Annotated in this window: 12 protein-coding genes; 1 reads left to right on the top strand and 11 read right to left on the bottom strand. The window is 73.8% G+C overall.

All coding sequences use genetic code 11. From position 1 onward, the window contains the following. Nucleotides 1-354: 354 nt before the first annotated feature. The 9 genes from AB6N24_RS01995 to AB6N24_RS01955 form a co-directional block, all read right to left on the bottom strand. Nucleotides 355-2,028 (bottom strand): GspE/PulE family protein, encoded by a 1,674-nt coding sequence (locus AB6N24_RS01995; RefSeq protein WP_412867753.1) that lies wholly within the window; start codon nucleotides 2,026-2,028, stop codon nucleotides 355-357. A 120-nt stretch (nucleotides 2,029-2,148) separates the two neighbouring features. Further along, nucleotides 2,149-3,075, bottom strand: a complete 927-nt coding sequence (locus AB6N24_RS01990; RefSeq protein ID WP_412867752.1) for a shikimate dehydrogenase — start codon at nucleotides 3,073-3,075, stop codon at nucleotides 2,149-2,151. A gap of 76 nt (nucleotides 3,076-3,151) precedes the next feature. Then, nucleotides 3,152-4,300, bottom strand: coding sequence for an endolytic transglycosylase MltG (gene mltG, locus AB6N24_RS01985; RefSeq protein WP_412867751.1), 1,149 nt, complete (start codon nucleotides 4,298-4,300; stop codon nucleotides 3,152-3,154). Further along, on the bottom strand, nucleotides 4,293-4,919 hold the full coding sequence (ruvX, locus tag AB6N24_RS01980) for a Holliday junction resolvase RuvX (protein WP_412867750.1): 627 nt from the start codon (nucleotides 4,917-4,919) through the stop codon (nucleotides 4,293-4,295). Before ruvX ends, mltG begins: the two co-directional genes overlap by 8 nt. Nucleotide 4,920: 1 nt before the next feature. Further along, nucleotides 4,921-7,629 (bottom strand): alanine--tRNA ligase, encoded by a 2,709-nt coding sequence (alaS, locus tag AB6N24_RS01975; RefSeq protein WP_412867749.1) that lies wholly within the window; start codon nucleotides 7,627-7,629, stop codon nucleotides 4,921-4,923. Nucleotides 7,630-7,748: 119 nt separating this feature from the next. Beyond that, a complete protein-coding gene (locus AB6N24_RS01970) occupies nucleotides 7,749-8,117 on the bottom strand; it encodes a hypothetical protein (protein ID WP_412867748.1) in 369 nt (122 codons plus the stop codon). Continuing rightward, complete coding sequence (locus AB6N24_RS01965) at nucleotides 8,117-8,491, bottom strand: DUF948 domain-containing protein (protein ID WP_412867747.1); 375 nt, start codon at nucleotides 8,489-8,491, stop codon at nucleotides 8,117-8,119. The genes AB6N24_RS01970 and AB6N24_RS01965 overlap by 1 nt, the downstream gene beginning before the upstream one ends. Nucleotides 8,492-8,622: 131 nt before the next feature. Then, nucleotides 8,623-9,249, bottom strand: a complete 627-nt coding sequence (rpsD, locus tag AB6N24_RS01960) for a 30S ribosomal protein S4 (protein WP_183294785.1) — start codon at nucleotides 9,247-9,249, stop codon at nucleotides 8,623-8,625. A gap of 225 nt (nucleotides 9,250-9,474) precedes the next feature. After that, entirely contained in the window at nucleotides 9,475-10,926 is a 1,452-nt protein-coding gene (locus tag AB6N24_RS01955) for a replication-associated recombination protein A (protein WP_412867746.1), read from the bottom strand. Between the two features lie 125 nt (nucleotides 10,927-11,051). Between AB6N24_RS01955 and AB6N24_RS01950 the strand changes: the two genes are divergently transcribed. Continuing rightward, complete coding sequence (locus AB6N24_RS01950; protein ID WP_412867745.1) at nucleotides 11,052-13,286, top strand: MMPL family transporter; 2,235 nt, start codon at nucleotides 11,052-11,054, stop codon at nucleotides 13,284-13,286. Nucleotides 13,287-13,480: 194 nt separating this feature from the next. Here the strand turns inward: AB6N24_RS01950 and aspS are convergent, their stop codons facing one another. After that, on the bottom strand, nucleotides 13,481-15,253 hold the full coding sequence (gene aspS / locus AB6N24_RS01945) for an aspartate--tRNA ligase (RefSeq protein WP_412867744.1): 1,773 nt from the start codon (nucleotides 15,251-15,253) through the stop codon (nucleotides 13,481-13,483). A gap of 313 nt (nucleotides 15,254-15,566) precedes the next feature. Next, entirely contained in the window at nucleotides 15,567-16,379 is an 813-nt protein-coding gene (locus tag AB6N24_RS01940) for an MBL fold metallo-hydrolase (RefSeq protein ID WP_412867743.1), read from the bottom strand. Nucleotides 16,380-16,399: the final 20 nt, after the last annotated feature.

Below are 16,399 nucleotides of genomic sequence, written 5' to 3'. Positions count from 1 at the left end.
GCGTACGGAGCCACCCCCGGCGGGGGCGGCGGCGCCGCGTACGAGGCGGTGCCGGGCACGGGCGGCGGAGCCGCGTGCGGCGATGGGACGTACGGTGGCAGACCGGCCGCTGCGGCACGGCGCGCCGAGACGGGCGGCCCCGACGCTGCGGGCTGGGACGCCTGACCGACGGCCGGGAAACCGGTGGGGGTCGGCGCCGGTTCCTGGTGCGCCGGGGTGGCCTGCACTGGGGTCCACTGACCCCCGCCGGGGGCAGGGAAGGTGTTGCTCACGGGTCCGCCTTCACGTCGGGACATGCGATGGGTCCTGCGACTGCTATCGGCCGTGGGCGTCGGCCACTTGAGGGATGGCCGCTCAGGCGACGACCCGGAGGATCTCCTCGATCGACGTCCGCCCGAGCGCGACCTTGTGCCAGCCGTCCTCGCGGAGCGCGATCATCCCCTCCCGGCGCGCCGTCGCCGCGATGTCCGCAGCCGACGAGTGCGCCACGGCGAGCCGTTCGACGTCCTCCGTCACGCGCATGACCTCGTGCAGCGCGATGCGCCCGCGGTACCCGGTCTTGGAGCACGAGACGCACCCCACCGGCCTGAACAGCTCGGGGATGGGCTCGCCGTCGACCCAGGGGAAACGCGCGGCGACGAGCTCGACGGGCGTCGGCAGGTACGGCTCCTTGCACTTGTCGCACAGCTTGCGTGCGAGCCGCTGGGCCACGACGGCGTCGAGCGCCGACCCGACCAGGAACGGCTCGATGCCCATCTCGATGAGCCGGGTGATCGCGCTCGGCGCGTCGTTGGTGTGCAGCGTCGACAGCACGAGGTGACCCGTGAGGGCGGCCTCGATCGCGATCTGGGCGGTCTCGTGGTCACGGATCTCACCGAGCAGGACGACGTCCGGGTCCGACCGCAGGATCGAGCGCAGCGCGCCGGCGAACGTGAGCCCGGCCTTCGGGTTGACCTGGACCTGGTTGATCCCGGGAAGGCGGTACTCGACCGGGTCCTCGACCGTGATGACGTTGATCTCGGGCCGCGACACCGCGTTGAGCGTCGCGTAGAGGGTCGTCGACTTGCCCGATCCCGTGGGCCCCGTCACGAGGATCATGCCGTAGGGCTTCGTGAACGCCTCGTGGTACGTCGCGTAGTTCTCGTCGAGGAACGACAGGTCCCGCAGGTCCAGGCTCGCGGTCGAGTTGTCGAGGATACGCATGACGATCTTCTCGCCCCACACCGTGGGCAGCGTCGCCACGCGGAGGTCGATCTTGCGCCCGTTGTGGTTGACCGACATGCGGCCGTCCTGGGGCTTGCGGCGCTCCGCGATGTCGATGTCGCTGAGGATCTTCACGCGGCTGATGACGCCGCTCGTGATCTGCTTCGGCGAGCGCTGCATCTCGTGGAGCACGCCGTCGATGCGGTAGCGCACGCGCAGGTCGTGCTCGCTCGGCTCGATGTGGATGTCCGACGCGCGGTCGGTGATGGCCTGGGTGACGAGCAGGTTCACGTAGCGCACGATCGGGGCGTCGTCGTCGACGAACTCCCCGACCTTCGACAGGTCCGTCTCGTTCGACGGCTGCTCCTCCTCGAACGCCGAGGAGAGGTCCTCCATCTCGCCGTCGGCGCGGCAGAACCGGTCGATCGCGCGCATGAGGTTGTCGTACGTGGCGACGACGGGCGTGACGCGCAGGCCGGACATCGTGCGGACGTCGTCCACGGCGACGACGTTGCCGGGGTCGGCCGTCGCGAGCACCAGCGAGCCGTTCGCGAACCCGACAGGCAGCACCGTGTAACGCCGGCACAGCGCGGCAGGGACCACGCTGACCGCGGAACGGTCCACGGGGTACTCGTCGAGGTCGATGAAGTCCATGCCGACCTGGCGCGCGAGCGCCTTGACGAGCTGGCCCTCCGACAGGATCCCGATCTCGACGAGCGTCCGCCCGAGCGACTGCCCGCGGGCCATCTGCTCGTCGATCGCCGCCATGAGCTGGGACTCCGTGACGAGGCCCTCGTCCAGCAAGATCTCGCCGAGCTGCTTCACGGGTCGTCCTCTCGTCGCGGGCGCGCCCAGGTGCGCGTACGTGCCCGGAGGACTTATCGGCACACACACGGCGACCCGTGAGGAGTCCGTGCGGCCGAACGTGTGACGAGGGCCGGCCGGTCAGCCCTTCGAGGGAGCGGCGCCGTGCGCGGGGACGCCGAGCGCCGCCTGCAGCGCCTCGTCCATCGCCGCGACGGGGCCCGCGAGCCCGGTCATGAGCCGGACCTGCTCGACCGCCTGGTGCAGCAGCATCCGCTCTCCCCCGACCACCGCGCCGCCGGCCCGCTGCCACGCGACGGACAGGGCCGTCGGGCGCGGGTCGTACGCGACGTCGAGGAGCACCCCGTCGACCGCGGAGCCGTCGAGCTCGGTCGCGAGACCGTCCGCCGCCCGGGGCGGCAGCGTGGAGACGACGACGTCGGCGCCGGGCACCTCGCGCGCCGCCGCGTCCAGCAGCGCGTACCGCGGCTCGACGCCCATCCGGTGGGCGGCCCGCATGAGACCGCCGACGCGGGCGAGCGAGCGGACGTAGACGACCGGGGTCGTGCAGCCGAGCTGGGCCAGCGCCGCGAGCGTCGACGCGGCGGTGGCGCCGCCGCCGAGCACCGCCGCGGTCCGCCGCGGCGCCGGCGCGTCGAGGGCGAGCGCCTCGCCCAGCGCCGTGACGAGCCCGTACACGTCGGTGTTGGCGCCGGTGAGCACGGGGGTCCCGCGCGCGGGCTGCACGAGCACCGTGTTGACCGCCCCCACGACTCCGGCGAGCGGCTCGACGTGGTCGAGCAGCGGCAGCACCGTCTGCTTGAGCGGCATGGTCAGGCTCAGGCCGGCCCATGACGCGTCGAGCGCGCCGACAAAGCCGGCGAGGTCGTCCTCGGTCACGTCGACCGGGTCGTAGCGCCAGTCGTCGAGCCCGAGCGCCGCGTACGCCGCCCGGTGCAGCACCGGCGACAGCGAGTGCGCCACCGGGTGGCCGAGCACAGCGGCGCGCCCCGATCGCAGCCTTGCTGCGCTCGTCGGTGTCGTCGGGACCGTCCGCTCCGGCTGCATGAGGGGCAGCATAGGGTCCCCGCGCGGCAGGAGCGTCGGGCGTCCGGTGAGCCGGACCTCCGACGCTCCGACGCCGTCAGCCGGCGTTCGCCGCCTGCCACTCCCGCAGGAGCCGCACGTTCGCCTGGTGCTCGTCCCAGTCGTCGGTGAACCGTGTCTCGCCGGTCTCGAGGTTGACCGAGACCCAGAAGATCCACGGCCCCTCGGCGGGCGACAGGACGGCGTCGATCGACTTCTCGCTCGGCGACGCGATCGGTCCGGGCGGGAGCCCGACACGCACGTACGTGCTGTACGGGTTCGACTCGTCGTGGTTCTCCTCGTACGTCGGGCCGCGCTGGACCCCGAGGTAGTACGTCGTCGTCGCGTCGATCTCGAGACGCATCTGGCGGGCGAGCCGGTTCTCGATGCCGCGGGCGACCTTCGGCCGGTCCTCGTCGAGCTTGGCCTCGCGCTCCACGATCGACGCCTTGAGCAGCACCTGCTGCCACTGGTCCTGCGCCACGCCCTTGGCCGTCAGCACCTCGACGGTCTTCGCGACCATCGGCTGGAGCACGCTGAGGGCGCTGGCGTCGCGCTCGACCATGTACGTCAGCGGGTAGAGCCAGCCCTCGATGTTGCCGCCCGCCTCCGCCGGCAGCCCGAGCGCGGGGTCTGCCGCTGCGGCGCGGAGCTGGTCGACGGGGATGGCGGTGACCTCGTAGATCTTCTCGAAGATCTGCTCGCTCGTGAGCCCCTCGGCGACCGTGACCTTGAGCGACACGCGGTTGGCCGTGTTGAGCAGTGCGGCGACCGCGTCGCTCGCCTTCATCTGGAGCTGGAGCGTGTACGTGCCCGGCTGGATGCTGGCGGCGTCGGGGTTGGCGGTGAACGCCGACGAGAAGGCGCCCGTCGTCGCGACGACGCCCGCGTCCACGAGCTTCTGCCCGATCGCGCCGCCCGAGTCACCCTGCGCGACCACGACCTGGACCTCGCCGCTGCCGGGTCCGGGGAAGTCGCTGACCGTCTCCTCGCCGCCCCCGCTCGAGAACATGGGGCCGACGACGCTCCACACGACGTAGCCGGCGCCGAGGACGAGGGCCAGCGCCATGATGATCACGACGATGCTGCGGCGACGGCGCTTGCGGCGCTCCTTGGCCTTGCGGGCCTTGCCGCGCTGGCGGGCACGGCGCGACGCGGCAGGCTCGCTCGCGTTCTGCGTCGGTGCGCCGAGGAAGAGGTCACTCACGTTCTCTTCCCTCCGATCCCTGGCTCGTCGGTCCGTCGTGCCGCTCATCTGCACCGTCCTGCAGTCTCGTCCGTCCGTCCCCGCAGCCACCCGCGTCACGCGCGACCACCGGCGGGTCGGCGTCGACCCGTTCCCCCGCCCGTGCACCCGTGACCCGTTCCGCGTCCAGCGCGGTCTGCAGGATCACCACCGCGGCCGCCTGGTCGACGACCTGCCGGTGGCTGCGCCCGGCCCGACCGGACGCGCGCAGCGCCTGATGGGCGGACACCGTGCTCATCCGCTCGTCGACCAGCCGCACCGGAACGGGTGCGACGGCCTGCGCCAGCACCACAGCGTACGCGCGCGCGGCCTCCGATGCGGCACCTTCGGCACCGGAGAGGTGTCGCGGAAGTCCGACATACACGACAGCCGCCGCGCGCTCCTCCGCCTCCGCCGCGATGCGCCGCACGTCGGCCGGGAGCGCCCCGGGCGCCGGGCGCCGGGTGTCGCGCGGCACGGTATCGACCGGCGTCGCGATCAGCCCGTCGGGGTCGCTCGCGGCGAGCCCGACGCGCACGCTCCCGACGTCGACGCCGAGCCTGCTCCCGCGGGCGACCGGCGCGGCGGTGTCCGGCAGCACCTCAGGCCGCCGCGCCGATCTCGGCCCGCAGGCCGTCGAGCGCGGCACCGAGGCGGCTCGCGTCCGTGCCGCCGCCCTGCGCGAGGTCGTCCTTGCCGCCGCCACCGCCGCCGAGCACGCCCGAGGCCGACTTCACGAGCGCCCCGGCCCGCACGCCCCGCTCGCGCGCGGCCGCGTTCGTCGCGACGACCACGACCGGACGGCCCTTGGCGACACCCCCGACCGCGACGACGGCCGGTGCGGACTCGCCGAGCCGCGCCCGGACGTCGAGCACCAGCGTGCGCAGGTCGTCGGCCGAGGACACCTCGCCGGCGTCGTGCGCGACGACCCGGACGCCGCCGACCTCGGTCGCCCCCGACGCCAGGGCACCCGCAGCGGCGAGGACCTGCGCCTGGCGCAGCGCGGCGAGCTCCTTCTCCGACTCCTTGAGCCGCGTGAGCAGGGACGACACGCGGTCGCCGAGCTCGTCGGGACGCGCCCCGAGCAGGCCCGAGAGCTGGCCGACGAGCGCGTGCTCCTTCGCCTGGAACCCGTACGCGCCGTCGCCGACGAGCGCGTCGACGCGGCGGACGCCCGAGCCGATCGACGACTCGCCGAGCAGCGTCACGAGCCCGAGCTGGCCCGAGCGGCGTACGTGCGTCCCGGCGCACAGCTCACGCGACCAGTCGCCGCCGATCGAGACGACCCGGACGCGGTCGCCGTACTTCTCACCGAACAGCGCCATCGCGCCGAGCGCGCGTGCCTCCGCGATCGGCATGACCTCGTCGGTGACGTCGAGGTCCTCCGCGAGCTGGGTGTTGACGCGCTCCTCGATCTCGGAGAGCGCCCCGGCGGGCACCGCGGCGCTCGACCGGAAGTCGAACCGGATGCGGCTCGGCGCGTTCTCGGAGCCGGCCTGCGTCGCGGTGTCGCCGAGCGCCTCGCGCAGCGCCTTGTGCACCATGTGCGTCGCGGTGTGCGCGCGGCTGATCGCCTTGCGCCGGAGCACGTCGATCGTCGCGGTGCCGGCCTCGCCGAACGTGACCGTGCCGTCGACCAGGCGGCCGTGGTGCACCGAGAGCCCCTTGACGGGCGCCTGGACGTCGTCGACCTCGATGCGCGCGCCGCCGTCGAGCACGATCGTGCCCTGGTCGGCGAGCTGGCCGCCCGACTCCGCGTAGAACGGCGTGCGGTCGAGGACGACCTCGACGTCGGCCGGCGCGGTCGCCGCGGGAGCGGGGACGCCGTCGACGAGCAGTCCCACGACGCGCGAGCGCGACGTGGTGTCGGTGTAGCCGAGGAACTCGACCGGGCCGGCCTTCTCGCTGCTCAGCGTCTGGTGCAGCTCCTGGTACGCCGCGGTGTCCGCACGGCCGGCCCGCTTGGCGAGCGCGTCCGCCCGGCCGCGCTGGCGCTGGGCCTGCATGAGGGAGCGGAACGCGGTCTCGTCGACCGAGACACCCTGCTCCGCGGCCATCTCGAGCGTGAGGTCGATCGGGAAGCCGTAGGTGTCGTGCAGCTGGAACGCCTGCTCGCCCGAGAGCAGCGGCGTCGCCGCGGGCGCGTCTCCCCCGGCCTGCGTCTTCACGGTGCGCACGGCGGTGTCCAGGATCGTCGTGCCGGCCGCGAGCGTGCGGCGGAACGCGTCCTCCTCGGCGTACGCGACCGTGCTGATGCGGTCGAACCGCTCCGCGAGCTCGGGGTAGGACGGGCTCATCGCGTCCTTGCTCACCGGGAGCAGCGTCGGCAGCGCGAGGTCCTCGACGCCGAGCAGGCGCATCGCGCGCACCGAGCGGCGCAGCAGGCGCCGGAGCACGTAGCCGCGGCCCTCGTTGGAGGGCGTGACGCCGTCGCCCATGAGCATCAGGCTGCTGCGGACGTGGTCGGCGACGACGCGCATGCGGACGTCGTCGTCGCGGTCGGCGCCGTAGCGGCGGCCCGAGAGCTCCTGCGCCGCCTGGATGACCGGGAAGACCTCGTCGATCTCGTACATGTTGTCGACGCCCTGGAGCAGGTAGGCGACGCGCTCGAGACCCATGCCGGTGTCGATGTTCTTCTGCTGGAGCTCCCCGAGGATCGGGAAGTCCTCCTTGCCGCCGCCGTCGCCGCGCTCGTACTGCATGAAGACGAGGTTCCAGATCTCGATGTAGCGGTCCTCGTCGACGACCGGGCCGCCCTCGGCGCCGTACTCGGGCCCGCGGTCGACGTAGATCTCCGAGCACGGGCCGGCCGGGCCGCGCGCCCCCGTCGACCAGTAGTTGTCCTTCATGCCGCGGCGCTGGATGCGCTCGTCGGGCAGCCCGGCGATGCGCTTCCAGAGCGCGGCCGCCTCGTCGTCGTCGTGGTAGACGGTCACCCAGATCGTGTCGGGGTCGAAGCCGAACCCGCCGTCGGCGGTGGAGCCCGTGACGAGCTCCCACGCGTAGGTGATCGCGCCTTCCTTGAAGTAGTCGCCGAACGAGAAGTTCCCGTTCATCTGGAAGAACGTGCCGTGCCGGGTCGTCTTGCCGACCTCTTCGATGTCGAGGGTGCGCACGCACTTCTGCACGCTCGTCGCGCGCGGCCACGGCGCGGTCTGCTCACCGAGCATGTACGGGATGAACGGCACCATGCCCGCGATGACGAAGAGCGTCGAGGGGTCGGGCGAGATGAGCGGGGCCGACGGGACCACGGTGTGGCCGCGGCCCTCGAAGTAGTCGAGCCAGCGCTGGCGGATCTCGGCGGTACGCATGGTGTCCTCGGTGCTCGTCGGTTGCTCGTCGTGGTTCCGGTGCCGGCTCGCGGCCGGCGGTGGTGCTGTCAGGTGCAGCGTGCGCGGGCGGCGGGGTGTTCCGCGGCCGGCGGCGCTCGTCAGTAGAACGAGTAGGGCAGGTCCCCGTCGGCGTCGTCCGGGTCCTCGGTCGCGGGCCTGCGGTGCGCCGCGCGGCGGCCGTGCCCACCGGCGTGGGCGTCCTCGGCCTCGCGCCGGCGGGTGCGCTCCTCGCGCAGCGCGTCCACGTCGACGTCGCCGACGAGGTCGTGCGTGAGCTGTGCCTCGCGCTCCGCGAGCCCCGCGAGGAACTCGGCGCGTGCCGTGCGGGCCGCGGTCGTCACCTGGTCCACGACGCCGAGGGCTTCCCCGGTGCCGGCCGGCAGGTACGCGGTGACGACGTCGCGCGCGCGGCGCACCGCCACGAGCGTCACCGTCGCGCCGACCGCGACCCAGAACAGGCGCCGCATCAGTGGGTCCTCGACGCCTTCGCGCTCGCGCCCAGCCCGGACAGGGCGCGGCGCACGCCGTAGGAGAACGCGGCGACCTTGATCATCGGGCCGCCGACCGTCGCGGCGAACAGCGACGTGAGCGCCGAGACGTTCGCGGAGACCTGCGCCGCGGACGTCGTGATCGTGTCGACGCGCTCGAGCTGGCTGTTGGTCGACGCGACCACCGTCGCCGTCTCGTCGATCACCGGGAGCGTGTGCTCGGTGATCTGGCGCAGCGACGCGCTGGCCTGGTCGAACGTGCGGCCGAGCTTGACCAGCGGGACCGCGAGGACCCCGACGAGCAGCACGAACGCGATCGCGGCGACGAGTCCTGCGACGTCTCCGACCGACATGGAGGCCCTCCCGAAGAATGGTGGCCGGGCGGGCGCCCGAACCTGCGAAACCCTACCCGGACAGCACAGCGCCCCGCGTGCGCCGACTTCGGCACGCGCGGGGCGCTGAGGTGCTGCGATGCGTGCGGGGGTCAGCGCGCGTAGTACTCGACGACGAGCTGGACCTCGCAGGTCACGGGGACCTCGGCGCGCTTGGGCGCACGGACCAGGACGGCGCTCAGCTTCTCGAGCTGGACGTCGAGGTAGCCCGGGACGGCCGGCAGGACGTCGCGGTGCGCACCGGCGGCGGCCACCTGGAACGGCACCGTGGCCTGGCTCTTCGGCTTGACCTGGAGGGTCTGACCCGGCTTCACGCGGAACGACGGGCGGTCCACGATCTTGCCGTCGACGAGCACGTGACGGTGCACGACGACCTGGCGGGCCTGGAGGATCGTGCGGGCGAAGCCGGCACGCAGGACGAGCGCGTCGAGACGCGTCTCGAGGTTCTCGACGAGCGCCTCACCGGTCAGGCCCGGGGCCTTGCGGGCGTCCTCGTAGGCACGGGCGAGCTGCTTCTCGCGGAGCGCGTACTGCGCACGCAGGCGCTGCTTCTCACGGAGACGGACGGCGTAGTCGGACTCGGTCCGACGGCGCGCGCGGCCGTGCTCGCCCGGGGGGTACGGACGCTTCTCGAAGTGCTTGACGGCCTTGGGCGTCAGCGCGAGGCCGAGGGCGCGCGAGAGGCGCACCTGGCGACGCGAGCGGGTCACACTGCTCACAGACGTACTTCCTGTCGTTGTAGACGTCACACCCGACGCGGAGGACTCCGGCGGGGTGGGGCCGACCTTCGGTGCGCGACCCGTGTCGGTCGTGCGGCTAAGGCCCCAGGTGGTCGTCCGGCTGGTCGGGACGGCCCGTCCCCCGGTCTCCCGGGGCGCACCGCGCCGTCGCCCGCCGGGCAACCTGTACAGACTAGCGGGTGCGCGGCGATGAACCCAATCGCGTCAGCCCTCGCTCGCGAGGATCGCGCGGATCCGCTCGAGCCGCTCCGTCACGGACCGCTCGAAGCCGCGGTCGCTCGGGGTGTAGTACCGCGTCCCGACCAGCTCGTCGGGGAGGTACTGCTGCGCGGCGACCGCGTGCGGGGCGTCGTGCGCGTACCGGTACCCCTTGCCGTGGCCGAGCTCCTTCGCGCCGGCGTAGTGCGCGTCACGCAGGTGCTCGGGCACCGAGCCGATCCGGCCCGCGCGCACGTCCGCGAGCGCCGCGTCGATCCCCGTGTACGCGGCGTTGGACTTCGGCGCGGTCGCGAGGTGCACGACGGCCTCGGCGAGGATGATCCGCGCCTCGGGCATGCCGATGAGCGCGACGGCCTGCGCGGCGGCGACCGCGGTCTGCAGCGCGCTCGGGTCCGCCATGCCGACGTCCTCCGCGGCGGCGATGACGACGCGGCGGGCGATGAAGCGGGGGTCCTCGCCCGCGGCGATCATGCGCGCGAGGTAGTGCAGCGACGCGTCGACGTCGGAGCCGCGCATCGACTTGATGAACGCGCTGATGACGTCGTAGTGCTGGTCGCCGTCGCGGTCATAGCGCACCGCGGCGACGTCGATCGCGCGCTCGACGGTCGCGAGGTCGACGACGGCGGGGGGTGCGGCCCCGTCGTGGTGCTCCGCGCTGCCCGCCTCGGGGTCGGTCGAGGACGGGGCCTCGTCGGCCGGGGTCGGCGCGGGCCGGTCGTCGTGGTCCGCGAGCGCCGCGCCGGCCGCGGCCTCGAGGATCGTCAGGGCCTTGCGCGCGTCGCCGCCCGCGAGCCGCAGGAGGTGCTCCTCGGCGTCCTCGTCGAGGGTGACCGCGCCGCCCAGCCCGCGCTCGTCGAGCACGGCGCGGCGCACGAGCGCGCGGACGTCCTCGACCCCGAGCGGCTGCAGGGTGAGCAGGAGCGAGCGGGACAGGAGCGGGGAGTTCACCGAGAAGCTCGGGTTCTCCGTGGTCGCGGCGACGAGCGTGACCCAGCGGTTCTCGACGCTCGGGAGGAGCGCGTCCTGCTGGGCCTTGGTGAAGCGGTGCACCTCGTCGATGAACAGGACCGTCTCGCTGCCGTCCCCGGCGAGGCGGCGGCGGGCGTCGTCGATCACGGCACGCACGTCCTTGACGCCGGCGGTCACGGCGGACAGCTCGACGAAGCGTCGCCCGGACGTCGCCGCGATGAGGTAGGCGAGCGTCGTCTTGCCGGTCCCGGGCGGGCCCCACAGGACCACGGAGCTGGGGGCGGCGCGCCGTGACGCCTCTCCCCCGGGCTCGACGAGACGACGCAGCGGTGAGCCGGCGACGAGCAGGTGGGACTGCCCGGCGACCTCCGCGAGGGTGCGCGGGCGCATGCGCACCGCGAGAGGGGCGCCGGCGGAGACCGTCGGGAGCCCCTGCGCGGTCGAGCTGACCGCGTCGAACAGGTCCATGGCGCCGAGCCTACGCACCGTCGCCGACAGGACCCCGACCACGACGGCCCACGGCGGGCGCCCGAGAGCCGCTCCGCGCGCGGTCCGGTGTGCGGTCGCGCGCGCGTTGCTGCGATGCTGACGCCGTGTTCGAGAGCCTGGGCCGCGCGGTCGCCCACCACCCCCGCCTCACGGTCGCCGTCTGGCTCGTCCTCACGGTGCTCGGCTTCGGCCTCGCCGTCGTGGGCGTGCACGGCGAGAACCTGTTCGACAGGCTCTCCACGGGTGAGCCCGCGGTGCCGGGCTCCGACAGCTCGCGCGCCAACGAGATCCTGCAGGACTCCGACGAGCGCGGGGCGAGCCTGACGCTCGTGGTGCGCGGCGTGGACCCGACCACGGCGGGCGTCGCGGAGGCGCTCGCACCGGTGCACGAGGAGCTCGCCGGCATCGAGGGCGTCGCGTCGGTCATCGACCCCCTGGTCCTGCCGCAGGGCGCGGCGAACCCGGCGGCGGCGCCGCTGATCGCGCAGGACGGCACCGGCTTCCTCGTCGTCGTGGAGCTCGAGCCCGGGTTGGGCGAGGCCGCGCAGGACGAGGCCCTGGCGGCCGTCGAGCGCACGCTGGACGGCGTGCCCGAGGCGCTGGAGGCGGTCTCCCCCGAGGCGACCGGACTGGTCGGCGGGACGACGCTCATCGTCGAGGCGATCACGAGCCAGGTCGAGGAGGACCTGGCGACCGGCGAGACGATCGCGCTGCCCGTCGCGCTCGTGATCATGGTGCTGGTCTTCGGCGGGTTCCTCGCGGCCTCGATGCCGATGGTCGGCGCGATCGCCTCGATCGCCGGCGGGCTCGGGGCGCTGCTCGGGTTCTCCTACCTGCTCGACCTCGACTCGTCCGTGGTCAACGTCGTCACGATCCTCGGCCTCGGGCTCTCGATCGACTACGGGCTGCTCATCGTGTCCCGGTTCCGCGAGGAGCTGCACCACCTCGTCGACGAGGACGGTGGTGCGGGTGCCCGGCGCCGGCGGGGCGACGGCGCCGTCGTGACCGCGCTGACCCGCACCATGTCGACCGCGGGTCGCACGGTCGCGTTCTCGGCGGTGACGGTCGCGATCTCGATCGCGGGGCTGCTCGCTTTCCGCCCCGACATCCTGCGGGCGTTCGGGGCGGCCGGCGTGGCGGTGATCGTCGTGGCGGTCGCGACCGCGCTCACGCTCGTGCCGGCGATCCTCGTGCTGTTCGGGCGCCGGCTCGTGCGCCCCGGGCTCGTCTCGCGCGTCCCGGGGCTGCGGGGCCTGCTCGCCCGCACCGCGGACGTGCAGTCCGAGGAGGGCTTCTTCTCCCGGCTCGCGGCGCGGGTCCAGCGCCGCCCGTGGGTCGTGATGCTCGGGTCCGTCGTGCTGCTCGGGGTGCTCGCCCTGCCGCTCCTGCAGCTCGAGCTGCGCAACTCCACGACGCAGCTGCTCCCGACGGGCACGACCCAGCGCGAGTACGTCGAGGCGCTCGCCGACGACTACCCGGCGGCCTCGTCCCCGGGCGTCGTCGTGGTCGCCGAGACCTCGCTCGAGGCTGCGACGGCGTGGGCGGCGTCGATCGCCGAGCTCGACGACGTCACGTCCGTGGACCCGCCGTCGCCGAGCGGCGCGCACGTCGTCATCGGCGTCCGGCCGGACACGACCGACCCCGGTGACGCGGTCGCCCGCGGTGTCGTCAGCCAGATCCGCGACCTCGACGCCGACTTCCCGGTGCTCGTCACCGGTCAGGCCGCGGGCCAGATGGACTTCGCGGACTCGCTCGTCGAGCGCCTGCCGTGGGCCGCCGGCATCGTCGCCGTCGCGACGCTCGTGCTGTTGTTCCTCATGACCGGCTCGGTCGTGATCCCGGTCAAGGCGCTGCTGACGAACGTGCTGTCGATCGCGGCGTCGCTGGGCGTGCTCGTGTGGGTGTTCCAGGACGGGAACCTGTCGGGGCTCCTCGGCTTCGTGTCGACGGGCGGCATCGAGACGTACGTGCTCGCGCTCGTCGTGGCGTTCGCGTTCGGGCTCGCGATGGACTACGAGGTGTTCCTGCTCTCGCGGATCAAGGAGCTGCACGACGCGGGGCTGCCCAACGACGAGGCGGTGCGCCTGGGGCTCCAGCGCTCGGGGCGCATCATCACGTCGGCCGCGGCGATCATCATCGTCGTGTTCGCGGGCTTCGTCGCCGGCAAGCTGCTCGTCATCAAGGAGGTCGGCTTCGCCCTCGCGGTCGCGGTGCTCATCGACGCGACGATCGTGCGCCTGCTGCTCGTCCCGGCGACGATGACGATCCTCGGGCGCGCGAACTGGTGGGCGCCGGGCTTCCTGCGGCGCCTGCACGCGCGCGCCGGCCTCGACCACTGACGCGGGTCGTCGTCACCTCGTGGCGCGCGGCCACGGCGTCTCGCCCGGGGCAGGTTGCGCCGCAGGGGACCCTACGACGCCGGTGGGCCCTACCGGGCTGGTGAGCCCTGCTGGGCAGGTGGGCCCTCTCAGGCAGTCGGGCCCCACTGGGCAGGTGGAGCCGCCGCGCCGGTGGTGACCGGCGCGGCGACCGCTCACTCCGCGGGCGGCGCGGACTTCGGCTTCGCGTCGACACCGGCCTCGCGGCGCTGGGCCGCGGTGATCGGTGCCGGTGCCCCGGTCAGCGGGTCGTAGCCGCCGCCCGACTTCGGGAACGCGATGACGTCGCGGATCGACTCCGAGCGCGTCAGCAGCGCGACGATCCGGTCCCAGCCGAACGCGATCCCGCCGTGCGGCGGCGCACCGAACTGGAACGCGTCGAGCAGGAACCCGAACTTCTCCTGGGCCTCCTCCTCGCCGATCCCCATGATCCGGAAGACGCGCTCCTGCACGTCGCGCCGGTGGATACGGATCGAACCGCCGCCGATCTCGTTGCCGTTGCACACGATGTCGTAGGCGTACGCGAGCGCGGAGCCCGGGTCCTCCTCGAACCGGTCGAGCCACTCCGGTGTGGGCGACGTGAACGCGTGGTGCACCGCGGTCCAGGCACCCTCGCCGACCGCGACGTCGTCGTCCTCGCCCGTGGGCTTGAACAGCGGCGCGTCGACGACCCACACGAAGTTCCACGCGTCCTCGTCGATGAGCCCGCCGCGGCGGCCGATCTCGAGGCGCGCCGCACCGAGGAGCGCGCGCGCGTCCGACACCTTGCCGGCGGCGAAGAAGACCGCGTCACCCGGGCTCGCGCCCACGGCGGCGACCAGGCCCGCGCGCTCCGTCTCGGACAGGTTCTTGGCGACCGGTCCGCCGAGCTCGCCGTCCTCGCCGACCGTGACGTACGCGAGGCCCTTGGCGCCGCGCTGCTTGGCCCACTCCTGCCAGGCGTCGAACCCGCGGCGCGGCGTCGAGGCACCGCCCGGCTGGACGACCGCGCCGACGTACGGTGCCTGGAAGACCCGGAAGGGGGTCTCCGTGAAGTAGTCCGTCAGCTCGACGAGCTCGAGCCCGAAGCGCAGGTCGGGCTTGTCGGAGCCGTAGCGCGCCATCGCGTCGGCGAACGTCATGCGCGGGATCGGCGTCGGGATCGTGTACCCGATGAGCTCCCAGAGCGCGACGAGGATCTTCTCGCCGAGCGCGATCACGTCGTCCTGCTCGACGAAGCTCATCTCGACGTCGAGCTGCGTGAACTCCGGCTGCCGGTCGGCGCGGAAGTCCTCGTCGCGGTAGCAGCGCGCGATCTGGTAGTACCGCTCGAGGCCCGCGACCATGAGCAGCTGCTTGAACAGCTGCGGCGACTGCGGCAGCGCGTACCACGAGCCCGGCGCGAGGCGCGCGGGCACGACGAAGTCACGGGCGCCCTCGGGGGTCGAGCGCGTCAGGGTCGGGGTCTCGACCTCGACGAAGTCCTGGGCGTCCAGCACGCGGCGGGCGGCCTGGTTGGCCTGCGAGCGCAGGCGCAGCGCGCGCGCCGGGGCGGGTCGACGCAGGTCGAGGTAGCGGTGCTTGAGGCGCGCCTCCTCGCCGATCGTCTCGTCGAGCGCGGACGACACCTGGAACGGCAGCGGCGCGGACTCGTTGAGGACGACGACCTCCTGCGCGACGACCTCGACCTCGCCGGTCGCGAGGTGCGCGTTCTCGTTGCCCTCGGGCCGGCGGCCGACCTCACCGGTGACCTGCAGCACGTACTCGTTGCGCAGCCCGTGCGCGACCTGCTCGTCACGGATGACGACCTGGGCGATGCCGCTCGCGTCGCGCAGGTCGATGAAGGCCACACCGCCGTGATCGCGCCGCCGGTCCACCCACCCGGTCAGGGTGACGGTCGTACCGATGTGCTCGGCTCGCAGGGAGCCGGCGGAGTGGGTGCGGAGCACGAGAGGGTCCTTCCGGGACGTCCAGGGGATGGCGCCGCTCGGGCGCCCGGACGAGTCTAGTGGGGCATGCCCCGACGACCGCCTCCTGATTCCCGCAGGGGGGACGGCGGGCCGTCCCCCGCACCCGGTTGCGGCGACGGTGCCGCGGGGTGAGGCTCGGGGGATGGCGACCTCCGCGCGCGTCCCCGCCCCCGGGTCGGTGCGGGGCACTCGCACGCACGGCTCTGCCCCGCCGACGCCCCGGAGCACCGTGCCGTGGTGCGCGACCCCGCGCCCCCGCACCTGAGCTGAGCGGCGCGTGCGACGGGGGGTGTCAGCGGGCCAGGTACGGGTTGCGCGCGAGCTCGGCCGCGACCCGGCTCGCCGGGCCGTGCCCGGGGAGCACGAGCGTGTCCGGCGGGAGCACCGCGACCACGTCCCGCAGCGTCGCCGCCATGACCGCGTCGTCGCCGCCGGGCAGGTCGGTGCGGCCGATCGTCCCCGAGAACAGGACGTCGCCCGTCAGGGCCACGAGCGCGTCGCCGCTCCCGGCTCGCTGCCCGGCAGCGTCGGCCTCGTCGGCCGGCGCCCCCGGCCCACCCGCCCGGGCAGCCGGACCGCCGTCCCCGGCCTCCGGCACCGCACCGAGCAGGTACAGCGTCGACCCCTGCGTGTGCCCGGGCGCGTGCCGGGCGACGACGCGCACCCCGCCGAGCCCGAGCACCACGTCCGCGCTCCGACCGTTCTCTCCCGCGGCGCCGCCGAAGGTCTCGACCCGCGTCGGCCGCCGGTAGGACTCGGGCCGTGCGCCGGACGCGGCGAGCGCCTGCGCGAGCGGGCCGCCCGGGTCGTGCGAGGCGCCGAGCCCGAGCGTGCCGAAGGGGTCGTCGAGGCGGTACGCGTCGGCGGCGTGCACGTGCACCGGCACGTCGAACGTCTCGGACAGCTCGGCCGCGTCCCAGGTGTGGTCGACGTGCCCGTGGGTCGCGAGCACCGCGACGCACCGCAGGCCGCGCCCGGCCACCGCGTCCCGCACCGGACCGGCGACCCCCGCGCCCGCGTCGACCACCACGCACGTGCCGTCGTCGGCGACCACGACGTAGCAGTTGGTGCCGAACACGGGGGCCACGACGGTGAGGATCTGCACGTCACCACGGTAACGGCGGC

It is taken from the genome of Cellulomonas jepli (assembly GCF_047229345.1).
Classification (GTDB): Bacteria; Actinomycetota; Actinomycetes; order Actinomycetales; family Cellulomonadaceae; genus Cellulomonas_A.
The sequence above is the reverse complement of the archived record's forward strand: the minus strand, read 5'-3'. Positions and strand labels throughout refer to the sequence as shown.

What these genes read in the sequence shown, in the direction of transcription:
- AB6N24_RS01990 (WP_412867752.1), bottom strand. Translation starts at nt 3,075, where the DNA reads ATGCAGCCGGAGCGGACGGTCCCGACGACACCGACGAGCGCAGCAAGG.
- AB6N24_RS01965 (WP_412867747.1), bottom strand. Translation starts at nt 8,491, where the DNA reads ATGTCGGTCGGAGACGTCGCAGGACTCGTCGCCGCGATCGCGTTCGTG.
- AB6N24_RS01955 (WP_412867746.1), bottom strand. Translation starts at nt 10,926, where the DNA reads ATGGACCTGTTCGACGCGGTCAGCTCGACCGCGCAGGGGCTCCCGACG.
- AB6N24_RS01970 (WP_412867748.1), bottom strand. Translation starts at nt 8,117, where the DNA reads ATGCGGCGCCTGTTCTGGGTCGCGGTCGGCGCGACGGTGACGCTCGTG.
- alaS (WP_412867749.1), bottom strand. Translation starts at nt 7,629, where the DNA reads ATGCGTACCGCCGAGATCCGCCAGCGCTGGCTCGACTACTTCGAGGGC.